We start from the raw sequence: 16027 nt of genomic DNA on the forward strand, positions 1-16027 counted from the left end.
AACCTAATTATTGATAGATACCTGCGGCAAATTTAATGACCGCTAATAGGAGGATATAGCTAAGTTTTTATACTTTTATAAAAAAAAAACTTCTGAGAGGCATTAATTTAAACAATAGACAGCCAATTCTCAGGACAGGGAACGTCTTTTGCCCATAAAAAAGAAAAAGCTTTCTAAGCTGCTTGAAAGGGGTTTTATTCATAGGAGGTTTAGGGTGGCAAATACCATACAGCTATTTTGGGTTTTATAGCAAGGTGCTTTAATGTGAAAGTTTTCCGTGTGTTCGGAGCTTCCGTGGCAAAAAAAATGGTCTTTGCGGACACGAACCACGGTGTCTATAGCTGGTAATAAGATTGTTAACGATACAATCATTTAAGCTATTCAGGCACGCGTTTGAAACGCGCGCCAGAAGAGGAAGTTAGTCGCACGTAAGCTTTTTGTTATTCTCTATTGCTATCTGAAACTGTTTTTTCCAGTGCTTCAATTCTATAGCAGTTTCATCGGTTTCATCATCAAAAACAATCCAGGCATTTGCAATAATGGATAGCTTGTTTAGATGATTAATGTCTGTTTCATTAATGGTGTCATGTCCATATTTTCTCGGGCCAATTAAAATACAACTCCATAAAACGTATTCAAGATTCATCATTCATCCTGCGTTGTAACAACGTTCAGAAAGATCACTCATGAAAGTCGCTAGTTGCAGTTCGTTTTCATTTAAATCTTCCAGCATTTGGCAAAATATCCTATTTTTAGTTGAAAGTTCTTGTGGATAGAATGGAAACGATACAATCGTTAGGTTATTAGGCACGCGTTTGAAACGCGTGCCAGCTAGATAATTATCCTTTTCTTAAATATTTTGTTAAAATCACAATGGTTTGGCCTTCTACTTTACCCTCAATTTGTTCGGTATTATCGTGTACCAGGCGGATGTTTTTTACCACCGTACCCAATTTGGCACTCAGTGTAGAACCTTTAACATCGAGCGTTTTAACTAAAACTACGGTGTCGCCTTCAAATAAACGGGTTCCATTACTATCCTGATGAAATTCTACAGTACCTTCCTGCTCATGGTCGCCGGTTTTTTTAGCCCATTCCAAAGTTTCATCGTCCAGGTATAAAATGTCCAGACTGTCTGCAGCCCAACCTTCATTTCTTAAACGACTTAACATGCGCCAGGCCACTACCTGAACAGGCGGAAATTCCGACCACATGGTTTCTGTTAAAATTTTCCAGTGATCAGCATTAAGCTGTTCATTTTTTTCAATCTGGTCTAAACAGTTTTTACAAACTAAAATGCTATTATCGCTGTTCGCATTGCTGGTAGGAGGTACTTCATAAACCGATAAGTTGTTTTCAGCGGTGCATAACTCACATTTATTTCCTGAACGGGATTGCAATTCTTGTAGTAAAGACATAGATATTTAAATTTTTCGCGAAAGTAATAAAACTAATTGGAATAATTTGATAGCAAGGCATATTCTCTTCGGTTGGTTTTCCGCGTGTTCTGAGCTTCCGTGACAAAAAATAAAGTGGTTCGTACAGAAACGAACCACGGCTAAAAATTTCTTCCCAAAGTTCGGTACTGTGCTACAGTTGAAATGACGGACGGTATTTACTTAACTGGCAAATGTATTTCCGCCAGCATACATCTTGCGCTGCCACCTCCATTTTTTTCAATGGTATAAAGTGGTGCATAAATGATGCGGCTGTACTGTTTCAATGCTTTAACCTGTTCGTCGTTTAAAGATAAATACGCCTGCTCTGACATTACAAGCAAACTTTCGCCGGCCGCATTGGAAACCTGTAACATGTTACCTGCAAATTTGTTCAGCTGTTCCAGACTGATTTCGATAATTTCTTTTCCGCTACCTTTTAAACTGATGCTCACCTGCATACGTTCTTCAGCATTTCTGATCGAATCGAGACAAATTACTGCGAAACGATCTCCAATACACATCATCACGTTGGTGTGGTAAATCGGGAAATTATCGCCATCTACCGCCTGAAAAACCACAGGCTCGTAACCGGTAAGCATGCAAAAGTTATTTAAAACCTCTTCATCAGTACGTACGCTTAAACAAGCATAGGCAATTTTATTGGCGCGATCCAGCACCATGCTGCCTGTTCCTTCTAAAAAGGCATACTGCATTTCAAAAAAACTCAGGTCGCTTACATGGTTTACCTCAAACCTGGTTTTCAGACTTTCAAGTATTTCCTTCCTACGCTCTAAACGGCGGTTTTCAGAAAACATGGGATATAGATAAACCGAGCCATCTTCGTGAAAAGATACCCAGTTGTTCGGAAAAATGGAGTCGGGGGTTTCTGGTTGCAGCGTATCATCCACTACGGTAACGTCGACATCATTTTTGCGCAAAAGATCGACAAAACCATCAAATTCTTTTAAGGCTTCTGTTTGTACATCGATTTCGGTAGAGGCAACCTGGAACTTATTATTTCCTGCCGTTTGCTCGTTGAATTTAAAATCAACCGGGCGGATCATGAGGATATGGTTGGTGGTTTGCATTTTCTTTTTCTATTCGTCATCCTGAATTCATTTCAGGATCTTTCTGATTAGATGCTGAAATAAATTCAGCATGACGTTATATCTATAAATTATCTCTTAAAATAGGTAAACTCATACAATGGAAACCTCCTCGGGCCCGCGATAGTTCTGCTGATGGCATTAAAATCAACGTATCGGTTATGGTTTCGGTATTTACCTTGCCACTTTCCAGGTCTTGGATTAAATCTTTTACATCAACCACATCAAAACCTGCCGCTTTGAAGGCTTCAACCGTTTTATCGTTCCTGTCGTAACCTAAAACAACACCTTCTTTAATGGCCAACAGGTTACACGAATCGGTCCACTGCTCTCTTGAATCGTAGGGGAAGGTATTGTTTCCGCTATAAATAATTTTAGTCGGTTCGGTACTCTTTAAATCATTCTGGCTAATGTCGTTCAGCAAGGCTTCTACATGCTCGAAATGCTTTGGTTCCTGTGGGTTGGCTTTGGTAAACTGAATGGCAGTTGTGGCTTCGAGTTTCTCGGGCTCTTTTAAGAAATTGATCGGCTCGTAAGGATTATATTTCGGAGAGTGCGCAATCGAGTTTAGGATCACCCAGGTATTGCGTTTAACCTGTGTGAAAACAGTGTCCAGGTGCATATAGTCGCGTTTATTCGGTATTTTGACTACCGTTACCTTTTCTACCACATTTTGATCAAATAAAAGTTTAATGGCTTCATTGGCACCATGTTCTGATGTTCTTTCGCTACACCCGATTAAGACGTGGTTAGGACTAACCATCATCACATCTCCGCCCTCAAGCGTGGTGCTGAAAGCTGGCTCATCACCAGGGCGTAAAAAGTGCATGGTAACATCCGGAATTTCGAGGATGTTGTTGCGGTAACCTTCAAATAATGGGTGGTTAAAAAAGATATAGCGCATTAAAAGCGTTTCGCGTACACGCGCTTTTTTTGCTGGCTTATTTAAGAGAATATGGTTATTGATCGTGGTGCCCACATCACGGGTAAAAATGAGGTTTGGAATTGGCGCAAAGATCATCGTATCGTTAGCCAGGGTGCCTGAAATAAAAATCTCTGCCAGTTCTTTAGCCGGGGTTTGAGTAAGTTCGATCTGAACTTTATAAGTACAGCCCTCAATGGCACAAACTGCGGCTACCAGTTTCTTTCTGATGGATTCATCCTCCAGCATCTCGCTCAATAAATTCTGTATTTCGATTACTGCTGTCGAGTTGTGAAATTCAGGATGATTGGGCTTATAGAAATTTCGGTTGGCCTCTTCTGAATCAATTTCAGCCAGTTTGCCCTTTATCTTATTTGGATCTAAAAAGTACATCAACAGTTTGATGTAATAGTCATATTCACCCTTACGGATGGTGTCTAAATGAACAATATCTTCGAAAAGCCAGTCTTGCGCTTTAGATGGTACCACTTTGCCCAAACCGCTATCCGGGCTATGAATTAACAATTTGCGTAACCTGCCGATTTCGGTGTTTACATTCACTTTAAAGTTTAGATTCTGCTCGCTCATAAATAAATTAGTTGTTACAAAGCTATCAGAAAAAATCAGATATGAGAATGGGGATGATAGATTTGAATTAGGATATGACATTCTTTTATATTCAGTAAGTCGGGTGTCAGAGGTCAGATGTTTTGATGCCATTAAAAAAACCATTCCTATTTTTATCGCAAAGAACCGATATCAATAAACCTTATTGTAGCGGCAGCTCCCGGTTTTTTCAACCGGGACTATAGCGAAAAGAAGGACTATCGGCGCTACAGGCACTACAGCACCTTTCCAGGCATATAGGAGCTTAAAAACCTTCCAGCTTAACCCTTTCACCTTCCACCTTTTTTACATATTTTTACGCCATGAATTTTATTATTACCGAGACACAGAAAGCCATTTTGGAGCTTTATAAAGAAGAAATAGCTGAAAGTGTAATCAATATACAGGAAACCCGTAAAGAATTTGAAGGTCAGGCTACAATCGTAGTTTTTCCGATCACGAAAATCTCTAAAAAATCGCCTGAGCAAACTGCAACCGAAATTGGTGAATATTTAGTTGCCCACGTAGAAGAGATCACTAAATTTAATGTAGTTAAAGGCTTTTTAAACCTCAGCATTGCTGAAAGTTATTTCTTGAAGCAGTTTAACGAAGAAATTTTGGCGCCTGATTTCGGTATTTTTCCCTCAAACGGAAAAAAGGTAATGGTAGAATATTCATCGCCAAATACCAACAAACCGCTTCATTTGGGCCATGTGCGTAATAATTTATTAGGTTATTCTGTTTCCGAATTGCTTAAAGCTTATGGCTATGATGTGGTAAAAGTAAACCTGGTTAACGACCGCGGTATCCACATCTGCAAATCGATGCTGGCCTGGCAAAAATGGGGTAATGGCGAAACCCCGGAAAGTACGGGCGAAAAGGGGGACCATTTGGTTGGCCGATACTACGTCATATTTGATAAAGAATATAAAAAAGAGATTGATGCTTTAAAAGCAGCGGGTCAAACGGAAGAAGAGGCCAAGAAAAATGCACCATTAATAAAAGAAGCTCAACAAATGCTTTTAAAATGGGAGCAGGGTGATGACGAAGTGGTTTCGCTTTGGAAAACGATGAACGAATGGGTATACGCAGGTTTTAATATTACCTATAAAAACCTGGGTGTAGATTTTGATAAGTTCTATTACGAAAGCAATACCTATCTTTTGGGAAAAGGTACGGTTGATGAAGGACTGGCCAAAGGTGTTTTCTTTAAAAAAGAAGATGGTTCGGTTTGGATTGATTTGACCGCCGATGGTTTAGACCAGAAACTGGTATTGCGTGCAGATGGTACTTCCGTTTACATTACCCAGGATTTAGGTACTGCCGAAATGAAACACGAGGATTTCAATATGGATGAGTCGATTTATGTGGTGGGTAACGAGCAGGATTACCATTTTAAAGTATTATTCCTCATCTTAGAGAAATTGGGCAAAAGCTGGGCGAAAGGTTTATATCACCTGTCGTACGGGATGGTAGATTTGCCTAACGGAAAGATGAAAAGCCGTGAAGGAACTGTTGTGGATGCCGATGAACTGATTGACAGCATGATTACCACTGCGCGGGAGAAAACAGAAGAATTGGGTAAAACCAACGATTTCCCTCAGGAAGATAAAGATGAACTTTATAAAAACATTGGCTTGGGTGCTTTAAAATATTTCTTGTTAAAAGTAGAGCCTAAAAAACGTTTATTGTTCAATCCGGCAGAGAGTATCGATTTTCAAGGCAATACCGGTCCGTTTATTCAGTATACCCACGCCAGGATCAAATCATTGTTAAGTAAATCTGACTACAAGTTTGGTGTTGGGCGTTTGGCGTTTGGCGGGATTAGCGGTGTGGAATTGGAAATGATTCTACAATTGGCCAAATACCCTGCAGAGATCGAAATTGCGGCTAAAGCTTTTAGTCCGGCGAGTTTAGCCAACTATTTATATGAACTGGCCAAGCTGTTCAACAAATTTTATCACGAGGTACCACCAATTGTGAAAACAGAGGAAGGTGATTTAAAACAATTCCGCTTAAATCTTTGTAAAAAAACGGCCGATATTATTCATGCAGGCATGCTGATTTTAGGAATTACTTCTCCGGAAAGAATGTAAAATAAAAGATGGAAGAGGTTTGATGGAGGATGTAGAATGTAGGATGGATGAGGTGTTGATGAGAACAGTATGGCAATTGAAGTGGTTTTACTTTGTTTGGTGATTCTTGTTAACAGATTGATAAATACTATTAAAAATGGCGGGGGTTGTAAACTTCCGCCATTTTGCTTATTTAATTTAGGTTTTAATGTCAGCTGTTTTTGGTTTGGTTATCGGCTTTTTGATGGATTGATTAGTCCTGTGAAAGGTATTTCGATTAATAATATTGTATAATCGATCCTTTCAGAATCACATTTTCTCCATTTGCAATTTTGGTAAAAACCAAAAACTGATTCTGATCGGCTTTAATTTTATATTTCCTGACCAAATCTTCGGGTTTTGCAGGATAGTTGCGTACAATGACGTTACCTTTTAACCTGGTATCTTTTTTCAGTTCGGCGGTGTTCAGTATGGCTTCAATTTTAAAAATGCGGCCGGGAAAATCTGTTTTTATACTATCAGCACTAAACAGCTGCGTTTGAGGATGTAATTTTAAGAGTCCGTAGGTTGCGCCAATTAAATTAAAAGCACCCGATTTTAATAAGGCAGCATCAGGCTCGTACAGGTATTCGCCAATGTTCAAACGGTCTGTAAAATGCACTGAAGCATTTGAGGACGATATGTAAAAGGAAAAATCCTTTTCAATCTCATTATTTAAGGTTACTGCCTTGATTTTTATATCGTTTTTGTAACCTTTATCTATTACCCATAAAAGTTCTTTGCACTCATTTCTTACGCTTACGATATGGATTTCGCTTACGTGTCTCAACGCTGATAATCCGGCAGAAATATCGAGTAACGGGGCAGTTTTTATGATTATTCGTGAAGATTTTTCCAGTAATAGGTCAAGATTGCTTACCACATCGGGCGTGCAATCTTTAAGCATAAAAACTTTGCCTTTTTCAGCTCTTCGCGCAGGATCAACATAGATGGTATCAAAACATGCATCGTTATATTTGATATAAGCAATGCCGTCTTCTGCCTGAAATTCTATATTCATCGCATGTAAAGCCTGTGCATTATGCTGTGCTATTGCAGATAGTTCAGGATTGATTTCGCAGTGCGTTACGGTTTTTACCTTTTGTGAAAAGTAATAACTGTCTATTCCGAAGCCTCCGGTAATATCAATCAACGTATCACCGTTAGCCAGTTTTGATTTGTATGCTGCAGTAACTTCAGAAGAGGTTTGTTCGATGGATAGTACCGGCGGATAATAAATCTTTTCGGTTTTAAACCAGGAAGGTAATTTCTTTTCTGATTTCTTTTTTGCGGTAATTTGTGTAGCTAACTCTGCAGGGCTTATGCCTTCAAACGGACTTTTTGCTAAAGCAATCTGGTTTACATCAGCGTTTAAATTTGCATTGATGTAATCTTGTACGGCTTGAGCTAAAAGTTTATTGTTCATTGTTTATAACAGTATCAAGTAATAGGTAGCGCGTAGCAAGTATTAAGGGGAGTATCCGATCTGATTCTTAATACTAATTACTTGCTACTATTTTTATTCTTCATCACCATCTGGCAGGTGTGCCGACTCTTTACTTCCAACAAAATATCTTTGTCAATGCTTACACGATCAATGGTTTGCTGATTGTAATAACGGATGGTTACCAGTTCAAGTCCTTTGTTATATTTTACGGTAAACTCTTCTGACAGATCTTTGATCAGTTTTTCGATCTGTACCGGATGATCATCAATACTCACTGAAAAACTAATGGCCGAGTTAAGCATCGTATTAATTTTGATCTTATGTGTATGGAATAGCTCGAAAATATTGCTCAGGTTTTCTTCAATAATAAAAGAATAGTCTTTTGGGAAAATAGAAATCAGCGCCTGGTTTACCTTAAAGATAAAAGATGGAACAGGCAATGGATTATTTTCTTTGGTAATGGCTGTTCCTGAACCTTCCGGCTGGATAAAGGACCTCACGAAAAGTGGAATACCCTTGTTTTGAAGGGGTTTTATGGTTTTTGGGTGAATTACTGTTGCGCCATAGTAAGTAAGTTCTATCGCATCATGATAAGAAAGTTGTGCAATCAATTCCGTTTCATCAAACCACTTCGGATCTGCATTTAATACCCCCGGAACATCCTTCCAGATGGTTAAGGCCGCGGCATCTAAACAGGAAGCAAATATTGCTGCCGAATAATCAGAGCCTTCGCGACCCAGTGTTGTGGTATAATTTTCACTCGTTCCGCCAATAAACCCTTGTGTTACAATGATATTGTCTGTTAATAATGGTTTTAGGTCTTTATGTATGATTTGGTTGGTCTTAACCCAGTCAACTTTACCTTCTTTATACGTATTATCCGTCTGGATATAGTTGCGCGCATCTGCCCAAAGGGTTTTATTGCCCGTTTCATTTAACCAGGCCGCTACAATTTTAGTAGAAACGATCTCGCCGATAGATACAATCTGATCGTAGATATAATCGGCATTATGATCTGGCTCATCCTCAATCAACCATTCTATCTCAACAAAGGTGTTGGCTACATCATCATAAACAGGGTGGTGTTGTCCCTGAAAAAGTTCATCGATAATGCTGAAATGGAAATGTTTTATTTCTTCAAAAATGGCATGTGCTTCGTCATTTTGCGACAGGTATGCATAGGTAAGATCTTCCAATCTGTTGGTGATTTTGCCCATGGCCGAAATAACGATCAGCAGATTTCCTTTTTTATAATCGTGTACAATATTGGCCAGGTTTTTTACACCTGCTGCATCTTTTACCGAGGCACCTCCAAACTTAAAAATATCCATATTAAAATGCCTTGATCTGTTCTTTAGATAGCGATGCGTTGATCCATCCACTTTCCAACTGTGCTTTATATTTATGATAGAAATTGATTGCAGGTTCGTTCCAATCTAACACTTGCCAAACCATGCCGCTATAGTTGCCGTTTTTTGCCTCTTCTATTACTTTTTCAAATAATATCTTGCCTAATCCCTTTCCTCTGAATTCTTCCGTAACGATAAAATCTTCAAGATATAACCTGCATCCTTTCCAGGTAGAATAGCGTGTGTAATATAATGCGAATCCGACGATGGTATGATCGACCTCAGCTACATAAGCTTTCCATACCGGATTCTTACCGAAACCGGCATCTATGAAATGATCTAAAGTAACGGTAACTTCCTCAGGAGCCCGCTCATAAACAGCCAGTTCATTAATGAGCTCTAATATTCTCGGACAATCTTGTGCTGTTGCAAATCTGATGTTAAACTCCATATTAATTTGCCGAAATATCTGTTTTAAAATGTTTGATTATCCTTTTTCCGAAAATACTGCTACCAATGCGCACCATTGTACTTCCTTCTTCAATGGCGATTTTATAATCGGCACTCATTCCGATTGATATTTCTTTAAAAGCTTCATCTTTGCGGAAAAAACTTACTTTAATGCCATCAAAAAACACTTTCAATTCGTTAAACTCTGTTGCAATCTGTTTTTCGTTCTTTGTATTGGTGGCAATTCCCATTAAACCTACAATACGGATGTTTTTCAATTCGGCTAACTCTTCCGCGCGTAACAGTTCGATTACTTCGTCAAAACCAAGTCCGAATTTGGTGTCTTCATCAGCAATATAAACCTGTAATAAGCAATCAATGATGCGTTTGTTTTTGGCCGCTTGTTTGTTGATTTCCTGCAGCAATTTAAGGCTGTCAACACCATGGATAAGTTTAACAAAAGGAGCGATATATTTTACCTTATTGCTCTGTAAATGACCAATCAAATGCCATTCAATATCTTTCGGAAGCTGCGCCTCTTTTTCAACCATTTCCTGTACGTGGTTTTCTCCAAAAATGCGTTGTCCGGCGTTGTATGCTTCTAAAATTGATGCTATCGGTTGTGTCTTCGACACTGCAATGAGTTTAATCCCCTCTGATTCAACTTCGCTTTTATATTGTTTAAGATTATCAGCTATGCTCATTTATAACTATTTTTGGTAAAATTAATAACCTTGCCGCAATTTGGGCAAAAAATAATAGTTAAATTAAGGATGAAGAGATTAATATGGGTTTTAATGACAGCTATATTATGGTTTGGCTGTAAGCCAGGCATACCTGATGACATTATCAAACCTGATAAAATGGAAAAGATTTTATATGATATGCACATTGTAGACGGATATCTTTCCAGCATTTATGTAGTAGACTCGGCAAAGAAAGTTGCCGCTGCTTATTACAAGGGGATTTACAAAAAATTCGGAACAGATTCTGCCCAGTATAATAAAAGTTTACTCTGGTATAATACCAACCCTGTTGAATTGGAAACCGTGTATAAAAACGTACAGAAAATGTTGGCTAAACAAAAAAAAGGAACGGAGTTAGCCGATTTAATGATCAGAAAAAAACAGTTTAAAACTGATTCGTTGGTGATAGCAAAGAAATTTAAGGCCGATTCTCTTGCGATCAGAAAAAAAATGAAACCCGATTCTTTATCAAAGGTTAAAGCGGTGGCAGCAATTGCCAAAAAGAAAAAAGAGGCCGATTCACTCATTAATATAAAAAAAGCCGGAGTGGTAAGTACATTACCCACACCAGTTGCAGTACAATAATATGTTATATCCCGATAATTGTTTAGAACGTTTAGGTTTTGTAGAAATCAGGCAACTGATCAGCAAACATTGTTTGAGCCCTATGGGCCAGGTAATGGTGGAAAAGATGCAGGTGATGAACCGTTTTGATCAAATTGATAAATTCTTACGTCAAACCAAGGAGTTTAAGAGCATCCTGCAAAATCAGGAGCCTCTACAGATCAATACCTTTTTTGATATTAAATCGCTGGTTGAAAAAATCAGGGTTGAAGGCACGTACCTTTTAGAAGAGGAGTGGTTTCAGGTATACACTTCATTGCAGACTGTTTTTTCTGTACTCCGTTTTTTTGAAGAACGTGCAGAAGTATACCCTACACTTGAAGCTTTATTTGAACACCTCCCGATTGAAAAAAACATTCTCCGGAAAATAGAAACCGTAATCGATGCAAAAGGAAAGATTAAACCCAATGCATCAAAAGAATTGCAGGAAATTACTTCGGCCATTTCGAAGGCCGAACAGGATGTGCGTAAGCGCATGGATGCTATTTATAAGCAGGCTATAGCCAATAATTGGGTTGCCGACGGTAGTTTGACCATTCGTGATGGAAGGATGTGCATTCCGGTTTTAGCAGAAAATAAACGCAAGCTGAAAGGCTTTGTGCATGACGAATCGGCAACCGGGCAAACGGTTTATATTGAACCTGAAGAAGTTTTTACATTAAATAATAAACTGCGCGATTTAGAATTCGATAAACGCCGTGAAATTATTAAGATTTTAATTGCCTTAACGGATGATCTGCGGCCTTATTCGCCATTATTGCTTTCGTACCATGGTTTTTTAACCAAACTGGATTTTGTTCGGGCAAAAGCATTATTTGCGATGGATATTGAAGCCGAAATGCCGGGTCTCTTAAAAGAGCCTAAAACCAGGCTGATTAACGCAAGGCACCCTTTGCTATCCATCTCATTTGCTGCTGAAAAGAAAACGGTTACTCCTTTAAATATTCATATTGATGCTGAAACCCGTGTGGTGCTGGTTTCGGGCCCAAATGCCGGTGGTAAATCGGTTTGTATGAAAACGGTTGGCCTTTTACAGATTATGTTGCAAACTGGTCTGTTAATTCCGGTTGACGCCAATAGCGAAGTAGGGATTTTTGAGAATATTTTTGCAGATATCGGCGATGATCAGTCCATTGAAAGCGATTTAAGTACTTATAGTGCACATTTAAAGAAGATGCGCTATTTCGTAGAACATGCCTCGCCGAAAACAATGGTGTTGATTGATGAATTTGGTACGGGTACCGATCCGCAATTTGGCGGACCAATGGCTGAGGCTGTTTTGGAAGTGTTAAATAATAAAAAGGTTCGGGGAGTAATCACCACGCATTATTCTAATTTAAAGCTGTTTGCAGGTAATACAGCAGGCTTGGAAAATGCCTCCATGCTTTTTGATAATGCCAAAATGAAACCACTATATGTCCTCGAAATGGGTAAGCCAGGCAGTTCTTATGCATTTGAAATTGCACAGAACATCGGTTTGCCTAAGGAGGTTATTGAGCTTGCGAAAGAGAAGACAGGTTCAAACCAGAATAGGATAGATACGATGCTTGTTGATCTGGAGCGTGAAAAGAAAAATGTTTATGATGCCAAAGTAAGTTTGGCCAACCAGCAGAATAAAGCAAAAAATCTAGTTGCTGAAAATGAAAAGTTAAAAAGCTTTTTAGAGGAAAATAGAAAGGTATTGATTAGGGAAGCCAAACAAGAGGCCCAGAATATCATAAAAAATGCCAATAAACTGGTTGAAAATACAATTGCCGAGATCAAGGAAAAGCAAGCTGATAAAGAAGTAACTAAAGAACTCCGCCAGAATTTACAAAAAGAACTGGTTAAAAATACAGTGCCAAAAGAACGCCCTAAACCTTTGCCTGTAGTAGTTGGCGGTGAAATTGAAATCGGTGATTTGGTGAAATTTAACGATAGTGAAACCATTGGTCAGGTTCTGGAAATAAACCGCAATGAACTGGTTTTGGCTATTGGCGATTTACGGTCGACGGTTAAAAAGAACCGTGTACAAAAAGTAAGCAACCGCGAAGCTAAAAAAGTAATTCAAAGTAGCGCCAGTTCTTTCGCCGGGCGGATGAATGATGCGGTTTCTGGCTTCAGGGCAGAACTGGATCTTCGTGGAAAACGTACAGAAGATGCGTTATTCGAAGTAGAAAAGTATCTAGACAAAGCAATTATGCTCGGCTTTCCGTCTATTAAACTAATACACGGAAAAGGCGACGGAATTTTGAGGAAAATGATCAGGGAATATTTACGCAAGTATAGCCAGGTAAACCGGATGGAAGATGAGCATGCCGACAGGGGTGGTGATGGCATTACCTATGTGTATTTGAATTAGTTTATAGCGGTGTCGGATGTTACCATCCGACACTGGGAAAAAAACTGTTTGCCAGTCTCTTTCTAAAATTACTGTAGTATTCTCTTGTTAATAATTGTTGTGCTGGATGTTACCATCCGGCACTATTTTTTTTTGAAATCTGTCAGATGGCAACATCTGACAGCACTTACAGAAAAACTAAAACTTTTATAGCCGTAACTGTTTTAATAGTGGTAATGGTGGTGTTGGATGTTTCTATCCGACACTGGTAAAAATTCTGTTTGCTAGTCTCTTTCTAAAATTACTGTAGTATTCTCTTGTTAATAATTGTGGTGCTGGATGTTACCATCCGGCACTATTTTTTTGAAATCTTTCAGATGGCAACATCTGACAGCACTTACAGAAAAACTAAAACTTTTATAGCCGTAACTGTTTTAATAGTGGTAATGGTGGTGTTGGATGTTACCATCCGACACTGGTAAGAATTCTGTTTGCCAGTCTCTTTCTAAAATTATTGTAGTATTCTCTTGTTAATTTGGCCTGTCAGATCGAAACATCTGACAGCACACAAAACTTTATTTATCAATAGTGGTGTTGGATGTTACCATCCGACACTGGGAAAAAACCTGTTTGCCAATCTCTTTCTAAATTACTGTCATATTCGCTCTTTAATTTAGCCTATAAGATGAAGACACCTGACAGCACCCAAAACTTTATAGCCGTAACTGTGTTGTTTTTAAAATGTTACGCTTATGAAAAAAGTATTACTCTGCCTTTTTGTGGTATTGCTTACCGCAACTTGCAAGAAAACGGACAATGGTAATGAAGATCAAGGTAACCTGCCGGATGCAGAATTAAAATCAAAGGTAATTGTATCAGGACTGAACCTGCCCTGGGAAATGGTATATGGTCCCGATAATTTTATCTGGTTTACGGAAAAAGCAGGTAAAATCAGCCGGTTAAATCCTGTTACAGGCCAGGTAACAGCTTTGCTAACCATAACCGAAGTACGCACCAATGGAGAAGGCGGTTTGCTTGGAATGACATTGCATCCCGATTTTGCAAACAATCCTTTTGTTTATGTAATTTATGGTTATGGAAGTACCTATAGCGCTAAAGTAGTGCGCTATACCTATGCCGGGGGAAATTTAACGAGTCCACAGGTTTTACTGGATCGAATTCCTGCTGCTTCTATCCATAACGGTTCTCGTTTGTTGATCAGCGGAGGTAAACTTTATATCAGTACCGGTGACGCTGCTGATACTAATCTTCCCCAAAACATTAATTCTTTAGCAGGTAAAATTTTAAGAATAAATTTAGATGGCTCTATTCCCGCCGATAATCCTTATCCAAATAATCCGGTTTGGTCTTTAGGCCACAGAAATCCGCAGGGACTGACCCAGGTAGGTAATAAAATTTTCTCCTCTGAACATGGACCTGATTCTGATGACGAAATTAATGTTATTGAAAAAGGAAGAAATTACGGATGGCCCAATATAAAGGGATTCTGTAACGAAAGCGGAGAGCAGTCTTTTTGCAGCTCTAATAACGTAACAGAACCGTTAATCAATTGGACACCAACTATTGCGCCAAGTGGCTTAACCTATTATAATAACAACTATATCCCGCAGTTTAAAAACTCTTTATTGTTGGCGGTATTAAAGGGCACAAAGTTAATACAATTGAAATTAGATGATGCGCAGGCTAAAATTATTGAAACAAAAGATTTTTACGTTAACACCTATGGCAGGGTAAGGGCTGTTTGTCAATCACCGGAAGGAAAACTCTATATCTGCACCAGTAATGGAAGTGATGATAAGATTGTAGAAATAGCGAAATAAACCTATTTCTTTTTGTTGCCGGGACACTTCTTACAACGTTTACCTTTTTTAAATTTTTCGCAACATTTTTTATGCTCAGCAGTACAACTGAAAATGAAACCCATTCCCTTTTGAAATTCAGGGTCGGTGGGCAATATGAATGTATTTTCTTCTCTCTCGTCAATCATTTCACCACAAAGTTAAGGGTTATTTAGATTAATTCCAATCAATTTGCATTCCTGATTGATTTAAAATTTTTAAATGCTACATTTTGATCGCAATTTGTAATTTAGCGAACTAACCAAAAATTCATAAAATGATAAATAAAGTGGTATCTGGTGCTGAAGAGGCTATCAAAGATATATCAGATGGTACAACCCTTATGCTCGGTGGTTTCGGGCTTTGTGGGATTCCGGAAAATTGTATTCAGGCGCTGGTAAACAAGCAGGTAAAAAACCTCACTTGTATTTCTAACAATGCTGGTGTTGATGATTTTGGTATTGGTTTGATGCTGAGACAACGGCAGGTTAAAAAAATGATTTCATCTTATGTAGGCGAAAATGCGGAATTTGAACGTCAATTGTTGAGTGGCGAACTAGAGGTAGAGCTTATTCCACAAGGTACTTTGGCTACCCGCTGCCTGGCTGCAGGATACGGGATGCCCGCAATTTTTACCCCTGCAGGTGTAGGCACAGAAGTGGCAGAAGGTAAGGAAGTCCGTAATTTTGATGGCAAGGATTATTTAATGGAATATGCATTTGATGCGGATTTTGCTATTGTAAAAGCCTGGAAAGGAGATACCGCAGGAAATCTGATCTTTAGGTCTACCAGCAGAAATTTCAATCCGGTAATGGCTATGGCAGGTAAGATTACCATCGCTGAGGTGGAAGAACTGGTAGAAGCAGGTGAGTTGGATCCTGATTATATTCATACCCCTGGCATTTATGTACATCGCATTTTTCAGGGTAGGGATTACGAGAAAAGAATTGAACAACGAACTGTAAGAACAAAATCGTTATGAAAAAAATCATTGCAATTGAAGAAATCGGCATGGTTCTGCTGCAGTATTTGCCTTTTCAAAGCT

13 protein-coding genes are annotated in these 16027 nt (G+C 38.8%); 5 read left to right on the forward strand and 8 right to left on the reverse strand.

Going from position 1 to position 16027, the window contains the following annotated elements; translation table 11 throughout:
* Nucleotides 1-418 precede the first annotated feature (418 nt).
* The 4 genes from BM107_RS21030 to BM107_RS21045 all read right to left on the reverse strand — a co-directional run bounded on the left by BM107_RS21030 (nucleotide 419) and on the right by BM107_RS21045 (nucleotide 4055).
* Nucleotides 419-649, reverse strand: a complete 231-nt coding sequence (locus BM107_RS21030; RefSeq protein WP_090987017.1) for a hypothetical protein — start codon at nucleotides 647-649, stop codon at nucleotides 419-421.
* A 190-nt stretch (nucleotides 650-839) separates the two neighbouring features.
* The gene (locus tag BM107_RS21035; protein WP_090987018.1) at nucleotides 840-1418 is read right to left on the reverse strand and encodes a PhnA domain-containing protein; all 579 of its coding nucleotides are present in this window, start codon (nucleotides 1416-1418) and stop codon (nucleotides 840-842) included.
* Between the two features lie 197 nt (nucleotides 1419-1615).
* The gene (gene ctlX, locus BM107_RS21040; protein WP_090987019.1) at nucleotides 1616-2527 is read right to left on the reverse strand and encodes a citrulline utilization hydrolase CtlX; all 912 of its coding nucleotides are present in this window, start codon (nucleotides 2525-2527) and stop codon (nucleotides 1616-1618) included.
* 82 nt (nucleotides 2528-2609) lie between these two features.
* Nucleotides 2610-4055 (reverse strand): arginine deiminase family protein, encoded by a 1446-nt coding sequence (locus BM107_RS21045; protein ID WP_090987020.1) that lies wholly within the window; start codon nucleotides 4053-4055, stop codon nucleotides 2610-2612.
* Between the two features lie 341 nt (nucleotides 4056-4396).
* Here BM107_RS21045 and argS point away from each other — a divergent pair, with 341 nt between their 5' ends.
* Nucleotides 4397-6169: an arginine--tRNA ligase gene (gene argS, locus BM107_RS21050; protein ID WP_090987021.1), complete on the forward strand. Its 1773-nt coding sequence runs from the start codon at nucleotides 4397-4399 to the stop codon at nucleotides 6167-6169.
* Between the two features lie 256 nt (nucleotides 6170-6425).
* Here argS and BM107_RS21060 read toward each other — a convergent pair whose 3' ends face one another.
* The 4 genes from BM107_RS21060 to BM107_RS21075 all read right to left on the reverse strand — a co-directional run bounded on the left by BM107_RS21060 (nucleotide 6426) and on the right by BM107_RS21075 (nucleotide 10137).
* Nucleotides 6426-7613, reverse strand: a complete 1188-nt coding sequence (locus BM107_RS21060) for a class I SAM-dependent methyltransferase (RefSeq protein ID WP_090987023.1) — start codon at nucleotides 7611-7613, stop codon at nucleotides 6426-6428.
* Between the two features lie 77 nt (nucleotides 7614-7690).
* The gene (locus BM107_RS21065; RefSeq protein WP_090987024.1) at nucleotides 7691-8965 is read right to left on the reverse strand and encodes an aspartate kinase; all 1275 of its coding nucleotides are present in this window, start codon (nucleotides 8963-8965) and stop codon (nucleotides 7691-7693) included.
* Nucleotide 8966: 1 nt separating this feature from the next.
* A complete protein-coding gene (locus BM107_RS21070) occupies nucleotides 8967-9434 on the reverse strand; it encodes a GNAT family N-acetyltransferase (protein WP_090987025.1) in 468 nt (155 codons plus the stop codon).
* A gap of 1 nt (nucleotide 9435) precedes the next feature.
* Nucleotides 9436-10137: a YggS family pyridoxal phosphate-dependent enzyme gene (locus BM107_RS21075; protein ID WP_090987026.1), complete on the reverse strand. Its 702-nt coding sequence runs from the start codon at nucleotides 10135-10137 to the stop codon at nucleotides 9436-9438.
* Between the two features lie 93 nt (nucleotides 10138-10230).
* Here BM107_RS21075 and BM107_RS21080 point away from each other — a divergent pair, with 93 nt between their 5' ends.
* The 4 genes from BM107_RS21080 (at nucleotide 10231) to BM107_RS21095 (ending at nucleotide 15964) form a co-directional block, all read left to right on the forward strand.
* Nucleotides 10231-10764, forward strand: a complete 534-nt coding sequence (locus BM107_RS21080) for a DUF4296 domain-containing protein (protein WP_159435293.1) — start codon at nucleotides 10231-10233, stop codon at nucleotides 10762-10764.
* A gap of 1 nt (nucleotide 10765) precedes the next feature.
* Complete coding sequence (locus tag BM107_RS21085; RefSeq protein ID WP_090987028.1) at nucleotides 10766-13144, forward strand: endonuclease MutS2; 2379 nt, start codon at nucleotides 10766-10768, stop codon at nucleotides 13142-13144.
* Between the two features lie 731 nt (nucleotides 13145-13875).
* Entirely contained in the window at nucleotides 13876-14964 is a 1089-nt protein-coding gene (locus tag BM107_RS21090) for a PQQ-dependent sugar dehydrogenase (RefSeq protein ID WP_090987029.1), read from the forward strand.
* A gap of 295 nt (nucleotides 14965-15259) precedes the next feature.
* The gene (locus tag BM107_RS21095) at nucleotides 15260-15964 is read left to right on the forward strand and encodes a CoA transferase subunit A (protein ID WP_090987030.1); all 705 of its coding nucleotides are present in this window, start codon (nucleotides 15260-15262) and stop codon (nucleotides 15962-15964) included.
* Nucleotides 15965-16027: the final 63 nt, after the last annotated feature.

Origin of the sequence: Pedobacter suwonensis, assembly GCF_900111825.1 — a bacterium.
Classification (GTDB): Bacteria; Bacteroidota; Bacteroidia; order Sphingobacteriales; family Sphingobacteriaceae; genus Pedobacter; species Pedobacter suwonensis.